This window comes from Caballeronia sp. LZ003 (assembly GCF_031451465.1).
Taxonomy (GTDB): Bacteria; Pseudomonadota; Gammaproteobacteria; order Burkholderiales; family Burkholderiaceae; genus Caballeronia.
The window spans coordinates 218864-242994 of the sequence record NZ_JARUXJ010000002.1 but is presented as its reverse complement, the minus strand read 5'-3'; the positions used below and the strand labels follow the sequence as shown (position 1 = coordinate 242994).

22 protein-coding genes are annotated in these 24131 nt (G+C 63.5%); 8 read left to right on the top strand and 14 right to left on the bottom strand.

Annotation, left to right across the window (positions count from 1 at the left end):
• Positions 1–13: 13 nt before the first annotated feature.
• The 4 genes from QCE79_RS15735 to QCE79_RS15720 all read right to left on the bottom strand — a co-directional run bounded on the left by QCE79_RS15735 (position 14) and on the right by QCE79_RS15720 (position 5457).
• On the bottom strand, positions 14–1033 hold the full coding sequence (locus tag QCE79_RS15735; RefSeq protein WP_309845771.1) for an ABC transporter permease: 1020 nt from the start codon (positions 1031–1033) through the stop codon (positions 14–16).
• Positions 1030–2109, bottom strand: coding sequence for a sugar ABC transporter substrate-binding protein (locus tag QCE79_RS15730; protein ID WP_244830542.1), 1080 nt, complete (start codon positions 2107–2109; stop codon positions 1030–1032). Before QCE79_RS15730 ends, QCE79_RS15735 begins: the two co-directional genes overlap by 4 nt.
• Positions 2110–2190: 81 nt before the next feature.
• Positions 2191–3864: a GMC family oxidoreductase gene (locus QCE79_RS15725; RefSeq protein WP_244830543.1), complete on the bottom strand. Its 1674-nt coding sequence runs from the start codon at positions 3862–3864 to the stop codon at positions 2191–2193.
• A gap of 84 nt (positions 3865–3948) precedes the next feature.
• Complete coding sequence (locus QCE79_RS15720) at positions 3949–5457, bottom strand: aldehyde dehydrogenase family protein (protein ID WP_309845767.1); 1509 nt, start codon at positions 5455–5457, stop codon at positions 3949–3951.
• Between the two features lie 193 nt (positions 5458–5650).
• Here QCE79_RS15720 and QCE79_RS15715 point away from each other — a divergent pair, with 193 nt between their 5' ends.
• Positions 5651–6334, top strand: a complete 684-nt coding sequence (locus tag QCE79_RS15715; RefSeq protein ID WP_250494666.1) for a TetR/AcrR family transcriptional regulator — start codon at positions 5651–5653, stop codon at positions 6332–6334.
• Positions 6335–6374: 40 nt separating this feature from the next.
• On the opposite strand, the gene QCE79_RS15710 is transcribed toward QCE79_RS15715, so the two are convergent.
• Complete coding sequence (locus tag QCE79_RS15710; RefSeq protein ID WP_404989367.1) at positions 6375–7907, bottom strand: acyl CoA:acetate/3-ketoacid CoA transferase; 1533 nt, start codon at positions 7905–7907, stop codon at positions 6375–6377.
• A gap of 202 nt (positions 7908–8109) precedes the next feature.
• Here QCE79_RS15710 and QCE79_RS15705 point away from each other — a divergent pair, with 202 nt between their 5' ends.
• The 7 genes from QCE79_RS15705 (at position 8110) to QCE79_RS15675 (ending at position 13825) form a co-directional block, all read left to right on the top strand.
• Entirely contained in the window at positions 8110–9255 is a 1146-nt protein-coding gene (locus QCE79_RS15705) for an acyl-CoA dehydrogenase family protein (RefSeq protein ID WP_244830549.1), read from the top strand.
• On the top strand, positions 9252–10031 hold the full coding sequence (locus tag QCE79_RS15700; RefSeq protein ID WP_244830551.1) for a 3-ketoacyl-ACP reductase: 780 nt from the start codon (positions 9252–9254) through the stop codon (positions 10029–10031). The genes QCE79_RS15705 and QCE79_RS15700 overlap by 4 nt, the downstream gene beginning before the upstream one ends.
• Positions 10032–10038: 7 nt before the next feature.
• Positions 10039–11208, top strand: coding sequence for a dihydrodipicolinate synthase family protein (locus tag QCE79_RS15695; RefSeq protein ID WP_309845761.1), 1170 nt, complete (start codon positions 10039–10041; stop codon positions 11206–11208).
• A gap of 37 nt (positions 11209–11245) precedes the next feature.
• Positions 11246–12097 carry a sugar phosphate isomerase/epimerase family protein gene (locus QCE79_RS15690; protein ID WP_309845758.1) on the top strand — a complete coding sequence of 284 codons (852 nt, stop codon included), beginning with the start codon at positions 11246–11248 and terminating at the stop codon, positions 12095–12097.
• Between the two features lie 18 nt (positions 12098–12115).
• Positions 12116–13096 (top strand): Gfo/Idh/MocA family oxidoreductase, encoded by a 981-nt coding sequence (locus QCE79_RS15685; RefSeq protein ID WP_309845754.1) that lies wholly within the window; start codon positions 12116–12118, stop codon positions 13094–13096.
• A 7-nt stretch (positions 13097–13103) separates the two neighbouring features.
• Positions 13104–13265 carry a hypothetical protein gene (locus tag QCE79_RS15680; RefSeq protein WP_309845751.1) on the top strand — a complete coding sequence of 54 codons (162 nt, stop codon included), beginning with the start codon at positions 13104–13106 and terminating at the stop codon, positions 13263–13265.
• Positions 13266–13399: 134 nt separating this feature from the next.
• Entirely contained in the window at positions 13400–13825 is a 426-nt protein-coding gene (locus QCE79_RS15675; RefSeq protein WP_250494659.1) for a thioesterase family protein, read from the top strand.
• A gap of 74 nt (positions 13826–13899) precedes the next feature.
• Here QCE79_RS15675 and QCE79_RS15670 read toward each other — a convergent pair whose 3' ends face one another.
• The 9 genes from QCE79_RS15670 to QCE79_RS15630 all read right to left on the bottom strand — a co-directional run bounded on the left by QCE79_RS15670 (position 13900) and on the right by QCE79_RS15630 (position 24116).
• The gene (locus QCE79_RS15670; RefSeq protein WP_309845748.1) at positions 13900–14673 is read right to left on the bottom strand and encodes an SDR family oxidoreductase; all 774 of its coding nucleotides are present in this window, start codon (positions 14671–14673) and stop codon (positions 13900–13902) included.
• A gap of 22 nt (positions 14674–14695) precedes the next feature.
• Entirely contained in the window at positions 14696–15457 is a 762-nt protein-coding gene (locus QCE79_RS15665; RefSeq protein WP_244830562.1) for an SDR family NAD(P)-dependent oxidoreductase, read from the bottom strand.
• Positions 15458–15506: 49 nt separating this feature from the next.
• A complete protein-coding gene (locus QCE79_RS15660) occupies positions 15507–16505 on the bottom strand; it encodes an ABC transporter permease (RefSeq protein WP_244830564.1) in 999 nt (332 codons plus the stop codon).
• Between the two features lie 16 nt (positions 16506–16521).
• A complete protein-coding gene (locus QCE79_RS15655; protein WP_309845743.1) occupies positions 16522–18039 on the bottom strand; it encodes a sugar ABC transporter ATP-binding protein in 1518 nt (505 codons plus the stop codon).
• Positions 18040–18097: 58 nt separating this feature from the next.
• Positions 18098–19207, bottom strand: a complete 1110-nt coding sequence (locus tag QCE79_RS15650; protein WP_250469709.1) for a sugar ABC transporter substrate-binding protein — start codon at positions 19205–19207, stop codon at positions 18098–18100.
• Between the two features lie 29 nt (positions 19208–19236).
• Entirely contained in the window at positions 19237–20529 is a 1293-nt protein-coding gene (locus tag QCE79_RS15645; RefSeq protein WP_309845738.1) for an acetoin dehydrogenase dihydrolipoyllysine-residue acetyltransferase subunit, read from the bottom strand.
• Entirely contained in the window at positions 20526–21512 is a 987-nt protein-coding gene (locus QCE79_RS15640) for an alpha-ketoacid dehydrogenase subunit beta (RefSeq protein ID WP_250494654.1), read from the bottom strand. The genes QCE79_RS15645 and QCE79_RS15640 overlap by 4 nt, the downstream gene beginning before the upstream one ends.
• Position 21513: 1 nt before the next feature.
• Positions 21514–22536 carry a thiamine pyrophosphate-dependent enzyme gene (locus QCE79_RS15635; RefSeq protein ID WP_309845732.1) on the bottom strand — a complete coding sequence of 341 codons (1023 nt, stop codon included), beginning with the start codon at positions 22534–22536 and terminating at the stop codon, positions 21514–21516.
• Between the two features lie 77 nt (positions 22537–22613).
• A complete protein-coding gene (locus QCE79_RS15630) occupies positions 22614–24116 on the bottom strand; it encodes a ribulokinase (protein WP_250494653.1) in 1503 nt (500 codons plus the stop codon).
• Positions 24117–24131 lie beyond the last annotated feature (15 nt).

Genomic DNA, 24131 nt, shown 5'->3' with positions numbered 1-24131 from the left:
CATCTCCTCACGCTCATTTGACGATGCGCCGGCGCGAACGATTCAGCGCGAGCGTTACCGCCGCGATGATCAGCACGCCCTGAATGCCCTGCTGCACGTAAGGCGGAACGCCGAGCAGCACCATGCCATTGCCGAGCACGATGACGATGAGCGTGCCGACGAGCGTGTTCATCGGGCTGCCGTTGCCGCCCGCGAGCGACGTGCCGCCGACCACGATTGCGGTGATCGCCACGAACAACTGACCATCGGCGATACGCGCGTGACCCTGACCGTATTGCGCGACGGCCAGAATGCCCGCGACGCCATAGAACGCACCGGCCAGCGCGAAGACCGCAATGCGCACGCGCGATACTCGCACGCCGCTCAGACGAGCGAGGTCCTCGCCTCCGCCGATGGCAAGCGTATGCCGGCCGAGCAGCGTGTGCTTGTAGACGAACCACGCGATTCCCAGCACCAGCACCGCGATCCACACCGACAAAGGCAAGCCGAAATAACGCGTGATGGAGATGGCGCGCAGCATCGGGTCGCTCACGCGGATGGTGTTTCCCGACAGCCACGCAGTGCCGATTCCCGTCGCCACGAAGCCGACGGCAAGCGTCGTGATGAACGAAGGGATGCGCAGGAGCACGTGCAGCACGCCATTGGCGAGGCCGAGCAACGCGCCCGCCGCGATCGCCACGGCGAGCACCCACAGCCCGTAGTGGTTATCGTTGTACGAGTTCTCGACCAGCATCGACACGGCAATCGCCGCGACCGCGACGATGCCTTCCGCCGACAGGTCGATGCTGCCGAGCTGAATCACGAACGCGGCGCCCAAGGCGATGGTCAACGGAATCGCCGCGCCCACCGCGATTCGCGACAGGTTCATCGGATCGAAGAAATCGTGGTTCAGCGCGCCGATGCAAAGACCGAGCGCCACCAGCACCAGAACGGGTGCGAATCGTCGCAGCAAAGCCTGCTTCGATACCAATGGAGTCCCGGTTGTTGTTATGCGGACGGCCTGCCGGGTGGGCGCCACGGTCAACTTGTTCATCGATAAATCACCGGACCCGACACGCGGGCATAGAGGTTGTTCCAGTCACCGCCAGGCGCGGCCGCCCGCTTGATGACGTCCTGGACGTTCGCCTTCGTCACGAACGTGGCCTTGCAATACGATTCGCGCCGGTCCTTCGGCAGGGCGGCCACGTCGATCTTCTTGTCCTTCGCCTGCAAGCCCATCGACAAGCCGATGCCGCCGAGCCAATACGGGTCCCAGTCCACCGACGCGATCAGTTCGCCCGCCTTGATCGCGGCGAGTCCGGGCGGCGTGCCGTCCATGCCCGTCACCGGCATCTGGCCCGCGAGCCCTTCGGCGCGCAACGCTTCGATGGCGCCGAGCGCCATGTCGTCGTTCGCGGCCCATACGCCCTTGATCTTCGAGTTGAAGCGCGTCATCCACGCCTGCATGATCGGAAACGCCTTTTGCGAGTTCCAGTCGGCCACCTGGAAGTCGAGCAACTGGATGTCGGGGAACTTCTTTAGCGCGGCTTCGAGACCGGCCTTGCGCTCGATCGCCGGGACATTGCTGAAGATGCCGCCGAGCGCAACGACGCCGCCCTTGCCGCCCATCGCCTTGAAAAGTTGCGTCGCCGCTTCCTCGCCGTACGCGACGCCATCGTAAGAAAGATGCGCCACGTAGTTCGGGTTGTTGTCCCACGGATGCAAGTCCTTCGGCTTGTTCCAGATCGTCGTCACGAACGCGCCCGCTTTCGAGCAGGCTTCGACGATCACGCGGGCATCGGCGGAGTCGTTGGGATCGACGTTGAGGACGAGATTGCCGTTGGTACGTTGCAGGAGCGCGCGAATGTCGGCAATGCCTTTCTCGGAGCTGCCTTCGGTCGTCAGCGGTACATAAGGCAGGCCAGCGCTCGCGGCAAAGCCCTGCGCGCCCTTGTTGAATGCCGCGTGATAGGGATTGGTGAGCGAGCGGAACGAACAGGCGAGCGTCGTCTTGTCCGCGCCGAGCGACAGGCTCGACAAGCCGCCACCCGCCACCGCGAATGCGGCTCCGGCGCCCAGCCTCATGAAGTCCCGGCGCGAGAAAGCCGTGCGTTGATGTTGTTCAGACATGATGTCTCCCACGAATGGAATAAATAGACGGATAGTTATTTATGGCTCGAAGAATCCGATGCTGCCGAACCCTTCAGGCGCCTACGCCACACTCACGGTGACGTCGTGCAGCGAGCGGCCCGCGTGCGCCGCCAGCTGGCCCGTCGCGGGCGCCTTCGCCGCAACGAGTCCGCGAATCAGGTCCGAGGCTTTCTCCGCGATCATCAGCGTCGGCGCGTTCGTGTTCGAACTGACGATACGCGGCATCACCGATGAATCCGCCACGCGCAGCCCTTCGATGCCATGCACGCGCAACTGCGGATCGACCACGGACATTTCGTCGATACCCATCTTGCAGGTGCCGACCGGGTGATAGCCCGTGCGTCCGTATTGCTTCGCGTATGCCTCGTATTGGGCCTGCGTGCGTACCGAGCCGCCCGGAAAGTGCTCGCTCTTGATGTACTTGGCGAGCGCGTTCTGACTCATGATTTCGCGGCTTTGGCGAATGCCCTCCACGGCCACCTTGAGATCGTGGGGGTCGCGAATGTAGGCAGGATCGATGACCGGTGCATCGGCGGGATCGGCGCTGTGAAGCGTGACGTTCCCACGGCTCCTCGGACGCAGGAAATACGAGTTCAGCGTGCAGCCCGAACCGGACGGCACCGGCGGCACGCCCGCTTCCACGCCCGCGCCCGGCAGAAAATGGAACTGCAGGTCGGGCGTCGGCACGTCGCTGGCCGAATACCAGAAGGCGCCGCCTTCCGCGATATTCGATGTCACCGGTCCCTTGTTGAAGATTTTGTATTCGAGACCGGCGAGCAGCATCATGTGCTTCTTCGCATACTTGTCGAGACTGTACGGACCGTTCAGCTCATAGACGATGTCGATGTCGAAGTGATCCTGCAGATTGGCGCCGACGCCGTCGAGTGCATGCAGCGGCTCGATGCCGACGCGTTCGAGATCCGCCGCGCGGCCGATGCCCGAGAGCATCAGTATCTTGGGCGAACCGATTGCACCCGCCGTCACGATCACCTCGCGCTCGGCGCGCGCCACGATCACATTCGAGCGCGCGTTTTGATCGGCATATTCGACGCCCACCGCGCGACCGTTTTCGATCACGATGCGCGACACGAGACAGTTCGTCTTCACGGTGAGGTTGCCGCGCGAGCGCGCCTGTTGCAGATAGCCGACCGCCGCGCTGCAACGCCTGCCGCCGCGCTGCGTGACCTGATACACGCCGACGCCTTCCTGCTGCGCGCCGTTGAAGTCGCTGTTATACGGCAGGCCCGCTTCCTGACCCGCCAGCACGAAGGCCTTGGTCAGTTCGTTGACGCTGATGAGATCGGACACGCCGAGCGGCCCGCCCACGCCGTGATACTCGTTGCACAAGCGCTCGTTGTCTTCCATGCGCCGAAGGTAAGGCAGGACGCCATCGCGAAAACCCCAGCCCGTGCAGCCTTCGCGTTCCCATGCGTCGTAGTCGGCGGGTTGGCCGCGCGTGTAGACCATCGCGTTGATGGAACCGCCGCCGCCGAGCACGCGGCCTTGCGCGAACGGAATTTGCCGCCGTTGCGTTTCCGCCGCCGCGACCGTGCGATAGCCCCAGGTCAGCGGGCCGCTCGTCATCTTGAAGAAGCCGACCGGCATATGGATGTACGGGTCGGTATCGGCGGGACCGGCTTCGAGCAGCAGCACACGGCTGCTTGCGTCTTCGCTCAGACGCGCCGCGAGCGCACAACCCGCCGCGCCTCCGCCAACGATCACAAAGTCATACATTGCTGTCTCCGATTCTTTGTTCGCCACGAGTCGCGCGTGGCCGTCCGCGCGGCTCTCGAAGGCCGCTCTCGTGAACCACTCGCGCTATGCGATCCAGCGCGGCCGATTGCCAAGCTGCACATGCACGGACTTGATCTCCGTGTATTCCTCGACGCCGTAGCGTCCCGTCTCGCGGCCGATACCCGACTGCTTGAATCCGCCGATGGGCATTTCCGGTCCGCCGGTAATCGTGCAATTGACCCAGATGCGTCCGGCTTGCACATCGCGCAGACTCTTGAACGCGCCTTGCAGGTCGCGCGTCCAGATGCTCGCCGCGAGACCGTACGGCACGCCGTTCGCGAGTTGGATAGCCTCCTCGAAACCGTCGAACGGCGTCACTGAAAGAACCGGCCCGAAGATTTCGTCCTGCGCGAGCGAACTGCCCGGCTGTACGTTGCGAAACACCGTCGGCTGGATGAAGAAGCGCTCGCCATCGCTGCTGGCGTTACCGCCGCAAACGAGTTGCGCGCCGTCGTGCGTGCCTGCATCGATAAAGCCGCGAATCTTGTCGAACTGCCGCGCCTCGACGATTGCACCGACATGATTCGACGCGTCGAGCGGATCGCCCATGCGCACCTTGGCAAGCACCGCGCCGATACGTTCGACGAGCTCCGCTTCGACCGAGCGATGCACCACGAGCCGGCTGCCCGACACGCAGCACTGTCCTGCATTGAACGCGATGCCGAAGGCGATGGCGTCGGCGGCGTCGTCGAGATCGGCATCGGCGAACACGATCTGCGGATTCTTGCCGCCGAGCTCAAGCCCGACCTTTTTCATGTTGCCGCCCGCCGCCGCGAGGACCGAACGGCCCACTTGCGTCGAACCGGTGAACGAGATCATGTCGACGTCCATGTGTTCGGCAAGCGCCTGCCCGACCACCGGACCGAGACCGGTCACGACGTTGACCACGCCGTCGGGCAGACCCGCTTCGGTGAGCAACGCGGCGAGCTTGAGCGTCGTGGTCGATGTCAGTTCGGACGGCTTGACGATCACCGTGCATCCCGCAGCCAGCGCGAAGGGCAGACGCTCCGAAAGAATGAAGAACGGAAAATTCCACGGCGTGATGATGCCGACGACTCCCACCGGCTGACGCATGACCAGCCCGAACATGTCGGCCCCGAGCGTGTCGTGCGAGTCGCCATGGACCACGCGTGCAAGGCCCGCCGCATACTCCCAGATGCCCGCGGCCGCCGTGATTTCGCCGCGCGACTGGCCGACAGGCTTGCCGCTTTCGAGCGTTTCGAGATACGCCAGCGCCTCGACGTTGTCGCGAATCAGGCGCGCGGCTTTCAAAAGGACCGTTGCGCGTTGCTCGCCGGATAAGCGCGACCAGCGGCCATCGTCGAAAGCGCGTCGAGCAGCGGCGACGGCTGTATCGAGATCGCTGGATGACGCACGCAGCGTCGCGGTGACGCCCACGCCGTGCCCCGGACTCTTGCGCGTCACCCATTCGGCGGATGAGCCCGCATGACTTTTTCCGTCGATGTACATCGGCGTGCGCAGCGGCTCGTCGGGAAGATGCAGCGAGGCTGCGAGTTCGCTCAAATCACTCATATCCGTCTCCATTCAACATTTCCGCGGTGCGCCCGGCATTCGCTGCAAGCGTGAGAACAAGGTCACTGCCTCACGTCAACGGAACCCATTCTGCACCATCCGGTTACTTCCGTACAAGCCGATTTTTGGTTTATAGTCGCTGACATACCGAGTGCCTTCCGGCATCCCGACCGCTCATTCTTCGACCACGCACATGACCCTCACCCCCGCTACGCCGAGAAGCGCATCCAAGTCCGCCGAAGCCGTCGCCACCCGTCAACCCAGACAGCGGGACCCCGAAGTAACGAAGGCCCGGATTCTCGATGCCGCGAAAAAAGAGTTCGCCAAGCTCGGCATGGCGGGCGCACGAGTGGAAGCCATCGCCACGCGCGCCAAGGCCAACAAGCGGATGATCTATCACTACTTCGGCAGCAAGGAGGAGTTGTTCGTCGCGGTGCTCGAAGACGTGTATGCCGACATCCGCTCCGCCGAACTCAAGCTCGACCTCGACCATCTCTCGCCCGAGGAAGCCATCGTCGCGCTCACCACGCATACCTGGAACTACTACCTGAAGAACCCCGAGTTCATGACGCTCGTGAACAGCGAGAACCTGCATCGCGCGCGGCACGTCAAGAAGTCGCAGCGCTTCAAGGAATTGCATCAGGGCTTCATTTCGATGCTGCAACGTATCCTCGATCGCGGCGTCGAAGCGGGCGTGTTTCGTAGTGGCGTCGATGCGCGGCAACTGCATATCACCATGGCTGCCATCGGCTATTACTACCTCACGAATCGCTTCACGAGCGGCGTGATCTTCGACATCGACTTCATGGACAAGGCTGCACTCAAGAGCCGTCTCGACTTCAATATCGACACTATCCTGAGGCTCGTGCGGCCTTGAAAACGGCACGGCGAGCATCTTGGGCAGCGGCATTGCCATGTCACGCCACCTTCTCTTGCGCGGCCGACATACGCGCGAGCAACGCTGCATCGACGAGCGGACGAAACGCCATGCGCGCCAGCACGTCGCGCTCTATATCCACGCCGTCCGCAACCTCGATCAGCCGCACGCCTTCGGCTTCCAGCCGGAACACCGCCCGCTCGGTCACGTAAAGCACTTCCTGCGCGCTGCGCAATGCCTGCTCGCCGCTGAACGTGATGTGCTGCACGCGTTCGACGAGCTTCGGCACGCTGCCCGGCGACACGATCTTCAAGCGCGTTCCCGCCTGTTCGACATCCAGCCCTTTCGCCTCGAAACTCCCGCAAAACACGATCTTGCGTGCGCCTTGCGTGATGTCGATGAAGCCGCCCGGCCCGACGACCGTCGACCCGAGCTTCGACACGTTGATGTTGCCTGCGCCATCCATTTCGCCCATGCCGAGAAAGGAGACATCGACGCCGCCGCCGCTGTAGAAATCGAATTGATCGACACTCGACAGAATGGCGTGCGCATTGCGCGCGGTGCCGAACATGGGGCCGTCGAGCATCGCGCCGTTGTGAATGCCCTGCTCGACCGATCCCCAGAACGTGCCGAGACGCCCTTGCTCCGCGAGCAGCGCGGGAATGCCGCCCGGAATGCCGAAGCCGAAGTTGGCCGATTGTCCTTCGTGCAGTTCGAGCGCCGCGCGTGCCGCGATGATGCGGCGAATGCCCGTCGGCACTTCGTAGAAGCCTTCGCCGATGGTACACAGCGCTTCACCGCTCAAGGCCGCGTCGTAGTCCGACACCACGCATTGCACTTGCTCCGGTGTCTCCACGAGCGTGTCGACGAGAATGCCCGGAATGCGCACGAGCCGCGCCGGCACGTAGCCTTCCGGGGCGCGCTCCTTCACCTGCACGATCACGCGGCCGTCGCTGTTATGCGCGGCGAGCGCGGCGGCGTAGACATCGAGGTCGGCCGGTTCGCGGCGCAGCGTGACATTGCCGCTCTCATCCGCCGATGAACCGCGCACGATGGCGAAGTCCACCTTGAACGGCTTGTAGCGCAGGTATTCGCGGCCATCGAGTTCGATCAGCTCGACGAGGTCTTCGCTTGCGAGCTTGTTGATCTTCCCGCCATCGATACGCGGATCGACGAAGGTGCGCAGTCCCACATGCGTGACGAGTCCGGGCCGCCCCGCGCCAATCTCGCGCAGCAACGTGCTGATGGCGCCGGCGGGAAAGCTGTAGGCCTCGAAGGCGTTGTCGCGAGCGAGCTTCTGCATGGCGGGCGCCCAGCTCCAGTGTCCGCCGATCACGCGTTTGACCATGCCCTCATGCGCAAATCGGCCGAGGCCGCTGCCCTTTGCGTCACCGATGCCGAGCGCGTGGACGATGGTCAGATCGCGCGGATGTCCCGTCTCGAGAAAGCGCTTTTCGAGTTGGGCAAGCACGGCGTCGGCTTCGAGCAGCCCGCCGCCGGAACCCGCGAGTGCGATGGTCGCGCCATCGAAAATCTGCCCGACCGCAGCGGCAGCATCCGTCCACTTGTTCACTGAAAGCTCCTTTGGGAAGCAGCCGCAAAAGCCATTGACAGCGGCCATTCGTTGGTCTTAAATAACCCACCAGATGGTTACTTGCTGCGAATGTTGGCACACGAAACCTCTGAATTCAAGCGGTATTTCGACTGGCTGCGGGTAAACCTTCGACGCAAGTCCTGCCGCAAATATCTGATCTGACGATAGGCATGGAGACAACATGAGACTCTCGGAAACGCACGAGCAAATTCGCGACACGACGCGGCGGTTTGCGCAGGAAGTCATCCGGCCGCTGGCCGAGGAACTGGATCGCGAAGAGCGTTTTCCAGCGGAGATCTACAAGCAGATGGGCGAACTGGGACTCTTCGGCATCACCGTGCCGGAGCAGTTCGGCGGCGCGGGAATGGATGTCACGGCTTACGCGCTCGTGATGGAAGAGTTGTCGCGCGGCTATGCGTCGGTGGCGGATCAATGCGGCCTGCTCGAACTCGTCGGCACGTTGTTGAGCGCGCATGGCAGCGACGCGCAACGTGCGAAGTACCTGGAGTCTTTGCTGCGCGCCGAGTTGCGTCCGGCCTACTGCATTACCGAATCCGACGCGGGAACGGACGTTTCCGGCATCCGCACCACGGCCACGCGCACCGCCGACGGCTGGGAACTCAGCGGCGCGAAACTGTGGATTCATAACGCGCCCGTCGCCGACCTCGCCTTCGTGCTCGCGCGTACCGACCCGGCTGCGGGCAAGCGCGGCATGAGCATCTTTATCGTCGATTGCCACTTGGCGGGCGTATCGAAGGGGCCGAAGGAACACAAGATGGGACAGCGCGCATCGCAGGTGGGCGAGCTTCATTTCGACCGCGTGAAGCTTGCCGAAGACGCGCTCCTCGGACAAGAAGGACGCGGCTTTCACATGATGATGAGCGCGCTCGACAAGGGTCGCGTGGGCATCGCCGCGCTCGCGGTCGGCATTGCGCAGGCGGGTCTCGAAGCGGCGCTCGAATACGCGCAGACACGCAAGCAGTTCGGCACGCATATCGCCGAATTCCAGGGCATTCAGTGGATGCTCGCCGACATGGCGAAGGACATTCAGGCCGCGCGCCTGCTCGTGCACGATGCCGCCGCGCGCCTCGAATCCGGCGAGCGCGCGAGCATCGCCTGCTCGATGGCCAAGTGCTTCGCGGGCGACACGGCCGTCAAGCACAGCGCCAACGCCGTGCAGATATTCGGCGGCAGCGGCTACATTCGCGGCTACGAAGTGGAGCGGCTTTATCGCGACGCGAAGATCACGCAGATCTACGAAGGCACGAACCAGATTCAGCGCACGATCATTGCGCGCGATCTGATTGCGAACGGAGCATCGTTATGAGCGCGCGTCCTGTTGCGCTCGTCACGGGCAGCCGGCGCGGCATCGGCCATGCGATTGCCGTCGAACTGGGCCGCGCGGGCTTCGATATCGCGCTGACCGACGCCGTGGCTTCCGACGAACTCGATCGAGCCGTCGCCGATGTCGAAGAAACCGGCGCGCGTGCCATTGCCGTCGTATCCGATCTGGCGGATATCGCCTCGCATCACGCCACGCTGAACGATATCGAAACGCGGCTCGACGCTCCTATAGATTGCCTCGTGAACAACGCGGGCGTGTCGGTCATGTCGCGCGGCGATCTGCTCGATGTAACGCCCGAGAGCTTCGACCGGTGCATGGCCATCAACACACGCGGCACGTTCTTTCTCACGCAGGCTTTTGCGCGGCACTTTCTGTCTCGCATACGCAAGAGCATGGCGGCGCATCCGAGCGTCATCACGATCACCTCGTCGAATGCCGTCGCGGCGTCTCCCTTGCGCGGCGAATATTGCGTGTCGAAGGCGGGATCGTCGATGGCCACGACGTTGTTTTCCCTGCGCCTGGCCGAACACGGAATCGCCGTCTACGAAGTGCAGCCCGGCCTGATCGAGACCGAGATGACAGCGCCTTCCCGCGCGCGCTACGACGCGCAAATGGAGCAAGGGCTCACCGCCATCAAACGCTGGGGCACGCCGCGGGAAGTGGCGACGGCCGTGCGCTCGCTCGCGACCGGCGGCTTGCCGTACAGCGTCGGACAGGCCATCCGTGTCGATGGCGGCTTACTCGTCAACAAATACTGAACCGCATATGAACTCAACGCTCAAGCTGCCGACCTCGCTCGGCACGATAGAAAGCTACCGTCTGCAAGGCACACCGCTCGATGTGCGTACGCTCACGCGGCCGTTCAATCGCATCGCGTATTCGGCGGCGCATGTCGTGGCCGATCCGCTGCGCGCGGGTGAACTGAACGCGCCACCCGCCATCGACTGGGAACGCACGCTCGACTATCGGCGCTATCTCATCAAGCAAGGTCTCGGCATTGCCGAAGCAATGGACACCGCGCAACGCGGCATGGGTCTGACGTGGAACAGCGCCCTCGAACTCATCACGCGTACCATGGAAGGCACGCGCGATATTCCCGGCGCGTCGATCGCATCGGGCTGCGGCACCGATCACGTCTCGCCCGGTTCGATCACCAACTGCGATCAGGTCATTCGCGCCTACGCCGAGCAACTCGAAGCCGTGCAGCGCGTCGGCGGACGCGTCATCCTCATGGCAAGCCGCGCGCTCGCGCGAGTCGCGCGCTCGACCGACGACTATCGGCGCGTCTATCGCGAAGTGCTCGCCATGTGTAACGAGCCCGTGATTCTGCACTGGCTCGGCGAGATGTTCGATCCGGAACTCGCCGGCTACTGGGGCGAATCGTCGTATGAGCGCGCGGCGCAAGTGTGCCTCGATGTGATCGGCGACAGCGTCGATCATGTCGATGGCATCAAGATTTCCCTGCTCGACGACGCCAAGGAAATTTCCTTCCGGCGTCAGTTGCCGCCCAAGGTGAAGATGTACACCGGCGACGACTTCAATTATCCAAGTCTGATTGCGGGCGATGAACGAGGCTTCTCGCATGCGCTGCTCGGCATCTTCGATGCGATTGCCCCAGCCGCTTCGCAGGCGCTCGCCGCGCTCGCCAACGACGACCTTTATACATTCCACACGCTGCTCGCGCCGACCGTGCCGCTGTCGCGCCATATCTTTCGTGCGCCGACGCAGTATTACAAGACCGGCGTCGTATTCCTCGCGTATCTGAACGGCTTTCAGGACCACTTCTTCATGCTTGGCGGCCATCACGGCATGCGTCCGCCCGCCTATCTCGCCGAGGTCTTTCGTCTTGCCGATCAGGCCGGCCTGCTGCGCAATCCCGACGACGCCATCGGCCGAGTGCGGAAGGTCATGGCAGCGCTCGGTTGCGCAGAGTAATCGCGGCGGATCGCCTTCGACATCACACGGGATCAACATGAGAAACCTGCAGGGAAGACTCGATCTGTGCTCGATCAACACCGCGACGCTTGGCCATCGCGAGGCGTTGAGCGTCACGATCGACCGCATCGCCGCAGCGGGATTTGGCGGCATCGCGCCGTGGCGTCACGAGGTGGAGAACGCGAACGTCGCCGACATCGCGCGGCAGATCAGGGCGCTCGGGTTGAGCGTCACGGGCTATTGCCGTTCGACATATGTGCCGGCGGCGAATCGCGCGCAATTCAAGGCGAACATCGAATCGAACAAGGCAGCCCTGCGCGATGCCGCGACACTCGGCGCACGCTGCTTCGTGATGGTCGTCGGTGGTTTGCCCGAGGGCAGTCGCGATCTGAATGGCGCACGCGCGCAGGTGATCGAAGGCATCGCCGAATTGCTGGATACGGCGCGCGAGTGCGGCGTGCCGCTCGCGCTCGAACCGCTTCATCCGATGTACGCGGCGGATCGCGCCGTGCTCAACACGCTCGCGCAGGCGCTCGACATCTGCGCGCAGGTCGATCCCGGACATGGCGGCTTTCTCGGCGTTGCCGTCGATGTCTATCATTGTTGGTGGGACCCGGCGCTTCAGGCATCGATCGGGCGGGCGGGACAAGACGATCGCCTGCTCGCGTTTCATGTATGCGACTGGTTGCGCGAGACACGCGATCTGTTGCTCGATCGCGGCATGATGGGCGATGGCGGCATCGACCTGGCGGCTGTGCGCAGTGACGTCGAGCAAGCCGGATATGACGGACTCGTCGAAGTCGAGATCTTCTCGAAAGAAAACTGGTGGCGGCGCGATCCGGACGAAGTGCTGCGCATCTGCGCGGATCGCCTGCAAACAGTGTGCTGACTGCGAAGGACAATCATCATGCAAGAGACAGTTCGTTGGGGCGTGCTCGGCGCCGCGAAAATCGCCGACAAGTTCATGGTGCCCGCCATTCAGCGGTCGTCCAATGGCCGCGTGGTGTGCGTGGCGGCACGCGATCGCGAGCGCGCGGCCGCTTTCGCTGCACGACACGACATCGCACACGCATATGCAAGTTACGACGAAGTTCTCGCCAGCGATCAGGTCGATGCCATCTACATTCCGCTGCCAACGGCGAGTCACTTCGAATGGTGCAAAAAAGCGCTTCTCGCCGGCAAGCATGTGCTGTGCGAAAAGCCCATCGCCATGACGGCTTCGCAAGTTCGGGAGTTGATCGCGCTGCGCGATTCGACGGGTCTCGTCTGTGGCGAGGCGTTCATGGTGGCGCACCATCCGCAATGGGCGTTCGTGCAGGAGTGCATCGCGCGCGGGACACTTGGTGAACTGCGGCTCGTGGAAGGCTCCTTCACGTATTTCAACGACGATCCCCATGCACTCAAAAACGATCTCGCATTGGGCGGCGGCGGTGTGCGTGATATCGGCGTCTATCCGGTCGTCACCACGCGCATGGTGACTGGTCTCGAGCCGCTTGCGATCGGCGCGGACATCACCATCGATCCGCGTTATGGCACCGACAAGCTCGCGGTCTGCGACCTCACGTTTGCTGGCTTCGATCTACACTTTTACTGCGGCACTCAACTCGCGCGCCGCCAGCATATGATCTTTCATGGATCGAAAGGCTGGCTCTCGCTCGATGCGCCGTTCAACCCCGGCGTATACGGCGACGCGAAGGTTCATATCCGTCTGGATGGAACGGGCAAAGCGGAGACTATCGAGTTCGGCGATGTCGATCAGTATCAGTCGATGGTCGAAAACTTCGGCGCGGCGGTGCTTCGGCCGGGCGAACCGCTTTCATTTACGCTCGAGAATTCGCTCGGCAACCAGCTTGTGATCGACGAGGTGCTCTCTCATGCCAACCGCTAGCACGACCATGACCAAGAAAGCGACGTCGATGTTCGACGTTCAGCAACTTCGCGAGACGCGCGCGCTGGCCGCCGCCTGCGCCAATGCGGACGACGCTTCCCTGTGGCGCTGGTTTTCGGCGCTGATGGACAGCGGAAAGATTCGCTGGTGCCTTGCCTCGGAGGGCTAGCTCGTGAGTGTGAACCATCGGCACGTGGCGACGGCTGCATCGTTCGATGAAGCCATCCGCATTGCCAAGGATAGCTCCAGTTTTTCTCTCATGTGATGATGTCGCCGACATCTACTTTCGACCGGAGCCGCGACATGACGACAGACAGGACCTTTCATTGCGACAAGCTCGTGCGGTTTCAGCACTGCGATCCTGCCGGCATCGTGTTCTATCCGCAATACTTCGTCCTGTTCCATGAGGTGCTCGAAGACTGGTTCAATGACGGACTGGGCGTGGATTACGCACATTTCATCGGCACGCAAAGACTCGGCATTCCCACGGTGCATATTCAGGCGGATTTCGTCGCGCCGAGCAGGCATGGACAGACGCTTCGTTGCTCCCTGAAGGTCCGCGATCTAGGCAGAAGTTCGATCAAACTCAGTCTTGAAGCTGCTGTCGAAGATGAGTTGCGCGCGAAAATCGAGCAGACCGTCGTGCTGTTTTCGTTCGACGATCAGGCTTCGGTCGCGCTGCCGGAAGACTTGAGGCAGCGCATGATGCAGTTCGCGGCGCAGGATTGACCTTGAAAATCCACGCCGCGCGCATTGCCAAGGCTTGATGCGCCAGAGCGTTACCTGAAGACAGCGACCGCATCTCACCAGCAAAGATAACCGCCGTCCGCCACGACGATGGACCCAGTCATCAAACTTGCGGCGTCGCTGGCAAGGAACAAAATGACGGACGCGATTTCGTCCACGCGTCCGAGGCGGCCCATCGGTGTGCCGCCTACCCAATACTGTCGCAAGTTCGGGTCCATCGATACCTTCCTGACGAGATCGGTATCGATATACGTCGGCGCAACCGCGTTGACCCGCACACCGCGCGATGCCCATTCCACCGCGAGCGAGCGCGTCAGATGATGCACCGCCGCCTTCGACGCGTTGTAGTTCGCCTGCTCCTGCGGTCGCGTCGCGATGAACCCCGCCATCGAACCGACGTTCACGATTGCCCCGCTGCCGCGTTCGAGCATCGATCTACCGAACGCGCGGCAACAGCGAAACAAGCCATTCAGATTCACGTCGAGGACCTTGTTCCACACCTCATCCGACATCGTCTCCGCCGGCTCGTTTGAGATGGCGATGCCCGCGTTGTTGACGAGAATGTCGATCGCGCCGATACGCGCGGCAATGTCATCTTGAATGCGCTGCGGCGCGGCCGGATCGGTCACGTCGAAGGGCACGCCGTGAGCCGCGAAGCCCTTCGTGTTCAAAGCATCGACGGCGGCAGCGAGCGCGGCGGGATCGAGATCGGTGAGCACGACTTCGGCGCCTGCTTCGGCCAGCGCTTCGGCTGTCGCCTGGCCGATGCCGCGCGCCGCGCCCGTTACGACCGCGCGCTTGCCATCGAGTGTGAGTTTGTCGAGATACATGGAATCTGCCTTGAGAAACGAGTCAACTCAGCACGATCCCGCCGCACACGTTGAGCGATTGTCCGGTCACGAAAGCGGAGGCATCGGAGGCAAAGAAGCACACCGGCCCGGCCACGTCTTCGGGTTGTCCGAGCCGCGCGAGCGCGGTCTTGTCGACCCACTGCTTCGCGATTGCAGGGTCCTCGAGATTCGTGCGCCCCATGTCCGTCACGATAATGCCCGGACACACCGCGTTGGCCGTGATGCCGAACGGGCCGATCTCCTGCGCGAGCACGCGCGTGAAGCCCATGACCGCCGCCTTCGATGCCGAGTAGTGCGCTTGCAGCGGCGCGCCATGCTTGCCGCCAATCGACGCGATATTCACGATGCGTCCGTACCCGCGCGCCTTCATGTGCGGCAACAAGGCTTGCGTCACGAGGAACGTGCCTTTCGCGTTGACATCGAGCACCGCGTCCCATTCGTGCTCGGCGAGTTCATCCACCGACCGTGCGATCAGAATGCCCGCGTTATTGACGACGGCGTCGACCTGACCCGCCTGAGCGATGGCCGCCGCGATCATGTCCGTTACCTGCTGCTTGTCGCTGACATCGGCATAGAGCGCGAACGCGCGCCGCGATTTGCCGCGAATCTCTTTTGCCACGCCTTCGAGCGCATCGCGCTGCCGTTCGATATCGTTGACGACGACATCGAAGCCATCGTCGGCTAGTCCCAACGCCAGCGCCCGGCCAATGCCCCTGCTCGCGCCCGTCACCAGCGCCACCCGTCCATTCGATGCTTTGCTCATGATGGTGTCCGACTCCTTGTTTCGTGAGGTATTCGTGCACGTGAGGCGATTAGCGGAAGAAGCGAATCTCGCCGCGTAAGACCGCCAGCCCGACAGCCGCGATCATCACGATGCCGCGCACGATGTTCTGCAAATAGAACGGCGCGCCGATCAGATTCAGGCCGTTATCCAGCATGCCGATGATGACGACGCCGACCAGCGTGCCCTGAATGGTCGCGCGCCCCGGCTTGAATGCGGTCATGCCGAGGAACACGGCGGTGAGGCTGTCCATGAGGTAAGCATCGCCCGCACCGGATTGACCCGTGCCGAGTCGCGCGGTCAGCATCACGCCGCCGAGCGCCGCGCCCGCCGCCGACAGCACGAGCGCCGTGACACGCGCGCGGTTCACCTTGATGCCCGACAGACGCGCCGCCTGAATGTTCGCGCCCGTCGCGATGACGCTGCGCCCGAGCCGCGTTCGATTGAGCAGCACGTAAAAGACGAACACGGTAACGAGCGCAATGACGATAGGCATCGGGATCACGCCGAACACCGTGCCCTTGGCAATGGCGTAGAAGCTGTCGGGCATCTGCGCATAGATCGAATCGCCGCCGGTGTACGCGTAATTGACACCGAGTGCGATGGGTCCCATCGCGAGCGTCGCGATCAGCGAGGGAATGCGCAACATGGTCACGAGCAGGCCGTTGACGAGCCCGATCACGACGCCCGAAACGATTGCCACTGCGATGGCAAGCGGCACTGGCAAGTGCGCCAGCACGAGCATGCCGGCGACGAGTACGCCCGCGAGACTCGCCGCCTGACCGATAGACAAGTCGAATTCGCCGCTCGCCACTGCCACGGTCAGCCCCGACGAGATGACCATCAGCACGGAGATCTGCACGAGCACATTGCTGATGTTGTCGATCGACACGAAGCGGTCGGTGCCGAGCGCGAACGCGATGAAAATGATCACCGCCGCCGCGACCGTGCCCCAGCGGCTCGCGAGATGACTGAAGTCGAAGCTGCGTGGCGCGTGAGCGGCGGGGTCTTCGGATCTTTTGGCGGCCAAGGTCTGTCCTTTCATTTCAGTTCACCTCGAGCAAGAGTCTTGCTTCGGAAAATTCGGTGCGGTCGAGACATTCGCCCACCACGCCATCGGCGATGCAGTAAATGCGGTCGCATAGCTTGAGCATTTCCTCGAACTCGGCGCTCGCAATCAGCACGCTCGCGCCCGCCTTGACCAGTTCGTGAATCAGCGCATAGATTTCCGCCTTGCTGCCGACATCCACGCCTTCGGTCGGATTGTCGAGCAGCAGCAGCGGATGCTTCGCCGCGTGACTTCGGCCCATGCGAATCAGCCAGCGGCCGAACGCGACCTTCTGCTGATTGCCGCCGGATAGCTGAAGCACGTCCTGCCCGATGCCGCTGCACTTGATGCCCAGTTGCTTCACGGTGTCGTGTGCGAGCCCGCGCATGAGCGTGTGCTGCATGAAGCCGCCGCGGCTCGTTTGTTCGAGCGTGCCGCTCATCAGATTCTCTTCGACGGTCAATCCCGGAAAGAGCGCCTTGCGCAAGCGCTCATCGGCGACCAGGTACACGCCACGGCCGATTGCATCGGCGACATCGCGCGGCAATCCGCGTTTGCCATTGACGATGCATTCGCCCGTGACCTTCGCGCTCATCGATCCCGCGAGCGCTTCCAGCACGCCGGTCTGCCCGCCGCCCATCACGCCTGCAATGCCGACGATCTCGCCCGCATGCACGACGAGATCGGGCACATCGAGATTGCCGATGCGCGCGTCTTGAATGCGCGTCGTGACGGTGTCGCGAGACGCGGAAGACGACCAGTTCTGATCCTCGATCCTGCGTCCGACCATCAGATGCACCACTTCCTGCAGCGTCGTTTCGGCGACGAGGCCATCGTGCACCTTTGCGCCGTCCTTGAGCACGGCCACGCGATCGCACTGCTCGAAAATCTCGTTCAGGTGATGCGAGATGAAAAGAATCGACAAGCCGTGCGACTTGAGATCGCGCAGAAAGCTGAAGAGCTTGCGGCTTTCGTTGAGTGTGAGCGAGGCGGTCGGTTCATCGAGAATCAGAATGGCGGGCTCGCTCACCAGCGCCTTCAAGATGTCGAGAATCTTGTTCTCGCCGAGCGTGAGATCGCCGCATTCCCGGTCGAGATCGATATCGATGCCAAAGCGCTGCGCAAAGCGGCTCGCTTCGACTCGCAAGGCGCGCGAGCGGATCAGGCCGCCGCTCAACGGTTCGCGTCCGAGCATGATGTTCTCGGCGGCGGTCAGCGTCGAGATGACCGCGATCTGCTGATGCGCCACCGCGATGCCCGAGGCGAGCGCGTCGCCGACGCTCTTCATCGAGACCGGCTTGCCGTCGATAGAGAGCGTGCCTGCATCGGCTTGCTGCGCGCCGCAAATGATCTTGACCAGCGTGGATTTGCCCGCGCCGTTCGCGCCGACGAGCGCGAGCATTTCGCCGCCCCACAAGTCGAGATCGACGCCGCGCAGCGCCGGGTTGCCGTGGAAGCTCTTTTCCACGCCACGGGCGCTCAGGCGAGGGGTTCCCTTCGCCAGATTGTCATTCATGTGTCTGTCTCCTGACACGGCGGGCCGGCGTGGATACGCGCGGCCGGCCCGCCGCCCATCACATGCCGGCCACGGCGCGGTCGCGATAGATGTAGTAGAGATCTTTCGCGTTATAGGTCGGCTCGTTCGGCCCGGGAATATTCACACCGCGCACCAAGAGAGGCGCGGGGAATTCAACGGTTGGAACCGGCACGAGCTTCTTCGCGTCGCCACCCTTCGCCACGATCTCGTTGATGAGCCAGCCGGTGTAGGCGCCCCAGACTTCGAAGGCCTGCGCCGTCGTGCAGATCAACGGATAGTTCGGCTTGCGCATGCGGTCGAGTGCCGTCGGATGCCCGTCGTGGCCGATCACCATGATCTTGTCCTGCATGCCGCGCGACATGACGACTTCTGCCGCCGCCATGGCCGGTTCGTCCCACGGGCACCAGATCACGTCGAGATCCTTGCCGTAGGTCGTGAGCCAGTCGTTGACGGTGTTCTGCGTCGCCTCGTAGAAACCGGAATACTGGATCACGCGTTCGTTCTTGAGCGAAATCCATTCGTTTTCCGTGAGGGCCGTCTTCATCACCTTGCCGCGCTTGCGCGTACCGTGGTGAAAGTTCGCGATGATCGCGCACATGTTGGCCTTGGTCTTGCCCTGGGCCAATAACGTATCGATCATGAACTGCGAGGTCTGCGCGCTCATTGCGTAGTTGTTGCTGGTGATGTCCGCAATGGCGGGCGCCTGCCATCCCGAGTCCAGACTGAAGAACGGAATCTTCGATGCCGTGAGGTGATCGAGCGCGCTCTTCGCCGCGGTCAACGTGCCGTACAGCACGAGAATGGCATCGGACTTCGCGGTGATCGCATCCTCGATCTGGCTCACGAGCTGACCCGGATCGCCCTTTGCATCGGTCTGCTTGATCTGCCAGGTCTTGTCGAGACCCGACTTCTTGAGCCACTGCTGCAGGCCGTTCCACGAGCGCTGGTCGGATTGCGCGGACATCTGCTGCGCCACCACCGCGATCTTCAGCGGCTTGCCGCCTTGCGGCGACGATGCCGGCGTTTGCGCCTGGGCGCTCGTCGCCCCGAACAGCATCTGGGCGAACTGCGTACCGCCGACGGCGGCCGCCATGCCGAGCAGACGGCGGCGCGAGAACTCCGGTTCCTGGCTGTTGCTGTCTTCCATGTTTGTCTCCTGTTCTATTCGACTGCGTGTTATATGAAGAGCGCCGCCACCTTCTGCGGTTGATCCCAATGCGGCATGTGACCCGCCTGGGGGATGAAGTGCACGGGAATGTCCGGCCCTGCGCGGCTCGCGTGCTGCCATGGGATGATCTGATCGTCGAGCCCCCAGATCACGCGGGAAGGCGCGTCGAGCGCGGACAGTTCGGAGCGGATATCGATCTGCTGACGCCCGCTGCTGACGAGATTGCCCGCGAGCGCCGCCAGCGCGCCGCGCTTGCTGATGGCGCCCGCCATCTGATCGAGTTGTTGCGCGGACAGAAGCGGCGGATTGAGCGCCGAGCGGCGCAGCAGATGCATTAGCCCGCCACCTTTTTGCACGTGCGCCATGCCGTCGATGAAGTCGTCGTCGATCTCCGTGCCGAATCCGGCGGGCGCGATCAAGGTCAGGCGCCGCACTTTCGACTTGAGCGCCGTTGCGACTTTCGTGGCGACCGCCGCACCCAGCGAATGCCCGGCGAGTTCGATGCCGCCGAGCCCTAGATCCTCGATCAGCGCGACGATCGCGGCAGCCATGCCATCCACGTCGGCGCTGTCGAAATCGGTGGCGCCGTGCGAAGGCAAGTCCGGTGCGATGACGTGCTTGCCACGCCGCTGCAACTGGCTTGCGAGCGCGGACCATACTTGCGCGTCGCCGGAGAAACCGTGCAGCAGCACGAGCGGGGCGCCGCTCGCGTTCGGCGCGCGCCATTCGCGATACGCCACGCGACCGCGCGGCAGATTGCGATAGAGCACGCCTTCTGCCGAGACTTCGCGCGCCTGATTTGCATCGCCGACGTAACCCGTGCCGTTCACGCGCGTTTCGACATCGTGGCGTTCTATGCGCCCGCGTCGTCCCGTTCCGGCGATGTCGTCGAGCGCGATACCGCCTTGCCGCGCCACGCGTCGTGCGGCAGGCGTGGCGCGCAAGCCGGTCGTGACGTCCTGGCGGGTGCTCGCTGCCTGCGAACGCATTTCAGGCGCAGGAGCAGCGGCAACGGCAGGCGCGGCGGCGGCGGCCTCCTCGGGCACGGCGCTGCTCTCTTCGCCGATCACGTCGTATTCGCCGAGCATGCCGCCGACATCGACGTCCTCGCCCACTTCGGCGACGATCTTGCGCAACATGCCATCGGCGAGCGCGGGCATCTCCACGACCGTCTTGTCCGTTTCGATTTCGACGAGCGTCTCGCCGCGCGTGAAAGACTCGCCCGGCTTCTTGAACCACTCGACCACGCGCCCCTGCTCCATCGTTTCGCCCAGGCGCGGCAGCAACAGGGACTTGCTCATGCCGGCACCATGTTCGAGATCATGTCGACGATGAGTTGCGCCGTCGGAATACTCGCGCTTTCGAGCGCGGGCGACACCGAGATCGGCACGTCTTCGCCCGCGAGCCTGAGCACCGGATCCTCGAGGAAGTCGAAGCACTCCTCCGAGATGCGCGCCGCGATCTCGGAGGCGACGCCGCACGTCGAAGCCGACTCGGTGACGACGACCGCGCGCCCCGTGCGATTCACCGACGCCACCACGGTTTCCATATCGAGCGGATTGAGCGTGCGCAAGTCGATCACTTCGACATCGACGCCATTGCGCGCCAGCGCCTCGGCGGCTTCGAGCGCGACATACACCATGCGCGAATAGGTGACGAGCGTGACGTCCTTGCCGTTGCGCCTCACCGCTGCCTTGCCCCAGGGCGCGATGGGCGTGGTCAGGTCCGCGTCTTCCTTGCGTGCATAGAGCGCCTTGTGCTCGATGAACACGACGGGGTCCGGCAAGGTCAGGCTATGACGCAACAGATGGTAGGCATCGGAAGCCGTGGCGGGCATGGCAAGGCGCAAGCCGGGCGTGTGCATGGCGAGCGCTTCGAGACTCTGCGAATGCTGCGCGCCCGCCGACCGGCCCGTGCCGCCTTGCGTGCGCAAGACCATCGGCACGCCGATCTGTCCGCCAAACATATAGCGGATTTTCGCGGCCTGATTGCCGACCTGATCCATCGTCATGCCGAGAAAGTCCACGTACATCAGTTCCGCGACCGGTCGCAGGCCGGTCATCGCCGCGCCGACCGCCGCGCCGACGATGGCGGGCTCGCTGATCGGCGTATCGATCAGACGCGCGGCGCCGAATTCCTTGATGAGGTCTTTCGTGACGCCATACGCGCCGCCGTACACGCCGACTTCCTCGCCAATCACGACGACGGTGTCATCGGCCTGCATGGCGTCGCGCAACGCCTGGCGCAGCGCGTCGCGGTAAGTGATTCTGGTCAGACTGGACATATCAGCTCCTTGCCAGCACGCGTTCCAGACGCGAGCGAACGGATTCCGGTTGCGGCTCGCCGACGCCGTAGACATCCTCGAACATGGTGTCGAGCGCGGGCGCGGCGGAGTTCGCGGTGAAGTCGATCGCGTCGCTCATCTCGCGGCTGATCTCGGCATCGAGTGCGTCGATCTCGGCGGCGGTCACCGCGTGGCGCTCGATCAGCGTGCCGCGCGCACGGACGATCGGGTCGCGCTTGCGTCCCACTTCTTCTTCATCGGGCGTGCGGTACGGACTCTTGTCCATGCGGCCATGACCGAAGAAGCGGAAGCACGAGATCGCCATGAAGCCGGGCTTGCCAGCGCGCGCGCCCGAGACCAGGTCTTCCGCCACGTCGAGCACGGCTTCGACATCCTCGCCATCCACCATGCCGGTGCGCAGGCCGAACGCCTCGGCGCGCTTGTCGAAGGCGGTGGAGCGTGTCGCCTTGTCGATACGCGTGCCCATGCCATATTGATTGTTGATGCACACGAAAAGCACCGGCAGGTCCCACAGCGCCGCCATGTTCATGCTCTCGTAGAGAATGCCTTGCTGCATGGCGCCATCGCCGAAGAACGCCACCGATATCGCGTCTTTCTTCAGGAGCTTGTAGCTCAGGCCCGCACCGACCACAAGCGAGATGCCGCCGCCGACTATCGCATTCGCGCCGAGGTGACCCAACGCCATGTCGGCGATATGCATCGAGCCGCCCTTTCCACGGCAGTACCCGGAAGCCTTGCCGCCGATTTCCGCCATCATCCGGTTGGGCTCGGCGCCGCGCGCGAGAAAGATGCCGTGGCCGCGATGGTGCGTCGTGAAGCTGTCCTGCGGCTGCAACGCGCCGACGACACCCGCCGCCGCGCCCTCTTCGCCGATGGACAGATGCAGCATCGACCCCGCCGACAGCTCGCGCGCATACAGCTCGGCGACATGTTCCTCGAAGGTTCTGATGCGGCGCATCGTGCGATAAAGGTCTAGCAATGGAGGCTTGGATTGCGAAAGCATGGTTTCGACTCTGATTGGAGGGTTCTCGATGAATGCGCGGACCGGTATCTCGGCGTGCGGGCTTCGGCCGGCCTCGCTTACGCGGAAGGTCGCTCGCTAAAGCCGCGCAGGGCCGGATAAAGCTTCTGATACCGTTCGTAAATCTCGTCGTAGCGGGCGGCTTCCGCTGCTCTCGGTTCAATGCGGCGGCCCGGTTTCACCATGGCCGAAATACCTTCGTCGATAGAGCCGAAATGGCCGACGCCCGTCGCGGCAAGAATGGCCGCGCCGAGCGACGGCGCTTCGCTCGCCTTGGGCACGCTCACCGGCAAGCCCGCGATATCGGCATGGAGTTGCAGCCACAGGTCGGACGCGACCACGCCACCGCCGATGGTGATTTCACTCGCGGGAAAGCCCGCCTGCGCCATGCGCTCGAAGATCAGGCGCGAGCCGAAGCAGATGCCTTCGATGGTCGCGCGAAACAGATGCGGCATGCCGTGCGCGAGCGTCAGTCCGACGAAGGCGCCGCGCGAGAGCGCATCGACATGAGGTGTGCGGTTGCCCTGAAAATGATCTAGCGCGAGCAGACCGTCGCAGCCCGGCGCGATCTCGCGGGCTTCGTCGTTGAGCGCCTTGAGATCGAGATTGCCGCCCGCGAGCCGCCGCAACCAGTTGACGATGGAGCCCGTCGATGTCTGTCCGCCTTCGATGATGTGCCGGCCGGGATAGACGGCATCGGCATACGTGCCCCATAGGCCCTTGGCGGCGGCCGAGCGGTCGGAGACGCCGAACATCAGATGCGACGACCCGGTGATGAGCGCCACTTGTCCCGGCTTCGCAACACCGATTCCGATCATGCCGATGAGCGCATCCGCGCCGCCTTGCACGACCTTGACGCCCTGCGGCAACTGCAAATGTTCGGCGGCACGCGCGCTCAACGTGCCGACCACTTCGCCTGGCGCAATAACGGCGTCGGGCCACTTGTCGAGCAGCGAATCGAGCTTCAGCGCCGCGAGCAGACTCTTCGCGTAACCTCCGCGCTCGGTCGAGTAATGCCAGCGGATCGACGCGTTATCGAGGCTCGCGCAACGCCGGCCCGTGAGCCGCAAGTTCATGAAGTCCTGATACTCGCAGATGGTCGCCGCACGCTCGTATATCTCGGGCTCGTGACGCGCGATCCACAATGCTTTCGGGATCATCCATTCCGCCGATACCGGACCTTCGCCCGCGCCGTTGACGACGAGCGCCGGATCGCCGGTGGCGAGCACGTCGGCGGCTTCGGCTTCGGCGCGTACATCCATCCAGATGATGGCCGGACGCAGCGCCGCGCCTTGCGCGTCGAGCGCGACGACGCTGCAACTCGTGGTGGCAAGCGCCATGGCATCGATGTCGGCGGGCGCGATACCCGCTTCCTTCACGGCCTGCCGAACCGCCGTGCCCATGGCATTCCACCAGTCTTCCGGATTCTGCTCGGCGCGCGCGCCCGCCGAAAACTGCGTGGCGTACGGCTGCGCGGCCGATCCAAGACAGGAGCCGGTCAAATCGAACACGCGTGCACGAATGCTTTCCGTTCCACCATCGACGCCGATTACGTGGCTCATGCTGTCTCCGTGTCT

What these genes read in the sequence shown, in the direction of transcription:
- QCE79_RS15690 (WP_309845758.1), top strand. Translation starts at nt 11,246, where the DNA reads ATGAGAAACCTGCAGGGAAGACTCGATCTGTGCTCGATCAACACCGCG.
- QCE79_RS15655 (WP_309845743.1), bottom strand. Translation starts at nt 18,039, where the DNA reads ATGAATGACAATCTGGCGAAGGGAACCCCTCGCCTGAGCGCCCGTGGC.
- QCE79_RS15635 (WP_309845732.1), bottom strand. Translation starts at nt 22,536, where the DNA reads ATGCTTTCGCAATCCAAGCCTCCATTGCTAGACCTTTATCGCACGATG.
- QCE79_RS15665 (WP_244830562.1), bottom strand. Translation starts at nt 15,457, where the DNA reads ATGAGCAAAGCATCGAATGGACGGGTGGCGCTGGTGACGGGCGCGAGC.
- QCE79_RS15685 (WP_309845754.1), top strand. Translation starts at nt 12,116, where the DNA reads ATGCAAGAGACAGTTCGTTGGGGCGTGCTCGGCGCCGCGAAAATCGCC.
- QCE79_RS15735 (WP_309845771.1), bottom strand. Translation starts at nt 1,033, where the DNA reads ATGAACAAGTTGACCGTGGCGCCCACCCGGCAGGCCGTCCGCATAACA.
- QCE79_RS15645 (WP_309845738.1), bottom strand. Translation starts at nt 20,529, where the DNA reads ATGAGCAAGTCCCTGTTGCTGCCGCGCCTGGGCGAAACGATGGAGCAG.
- QCE79_RS15630 (WP_250494653.1), bottom strand. Translation starts at nt 24,116, where the DNA reads ATGAGCCACGTAATCGGCGTCGATGGTGGAACGGAAAGCATTCGTGCA.
- QCE79_RS15670 (WP_309845748.1), bottom strand. Translation starts at nt 14,673, where the DNA reads ATGTATCTCGACAAACTCACACTCGATGGCAAGCGCGCGGTCGTAACG.
- QCE79_RS15695 (WP_309845761.1), top strand. Translation starts at nt 10,039, where the DNA reads ATGAACTCAACGCTCAAGCTGCCGACCTCGCTCGGCACGATAGAAAGC.
- QCE79_RS15725 (WP_244830543.1), bottom strand. Translation starts at nt 3,864, where the DNA reads ATGTATGACTTTGTGATCGTTGGCGGAGGCGCGGCGGGTTGTGCGCTC.
- QCE79_RS15730 (WP_244830542.1), bottom strand. Translation starts at nt 2,109, where the DNA reads ATGTCTGAACAACATCAACGCACGGCTTTCTCGCGCCGGGACTTCATG.
- QCE79_RS15720 (WP_309845767.1), bottom strand. Translation starts at nt 5,457, where the DNA reads ATGAGTGATTTGAGCGAACTCGCAGCCTCGCTGCATCTTCCCGACGAG.
- QCE79_RS15705 (WP_244830549.1), top strand. Translation starts at nt 8,110, where the DNA reads ATGAGACTCTCGGAAACGCACGAGCAAATTCGCGACACGACGCGGCGG.
- QCE79_RS15700 (WP_244830551.1), top strand. Translation starts at nt 9,252, where the DNA reads ATGAGCGCGCGTCCTGTTGCGCTCGTCACGGGCAGCCGGCGCGGCATC.
- QCE79_RS15640 (WP_250494654.1), bottom strand. Translation starts at nt 21,512, where the DNA reads ATGTCCAGTCTGACCAGAATCACTTACCGCGACGCGCTGCGCCAGGCG.
- QCE79_RS15715 (WP_250494666.1), top strand. Translation starts at nt 5,651, where the DNA reads ATGACCCTCACCCCCGCTACGCCGAGAAGCGCATCCAAGTCCGCCGAA.
- QCE79_RS15675 (WP_250494659.1), top strand. Translation starts at nt 13,400, where the DNA reads ATGACGACAGACAGGACCTTTCATTGCGACAAGCTCGTGCGGTTTCAG.
- QCE79_RS15650 (WP_250469709.1), bottom strand. Translation starts at nt 19,207, where the DNA reads ATGGAAGACAGCAACAGCCAGGAACCGGAGTTCTCGCGCCGCCGTCTG.
- QCE79_RS15680 (WP_309845751.1), top strand. Translation starts at nt 13,104, where the DNA reads ATGACCAAGAAAGCGACGTCGATGTTCGACGTTCAGCAACTTCGCGAG.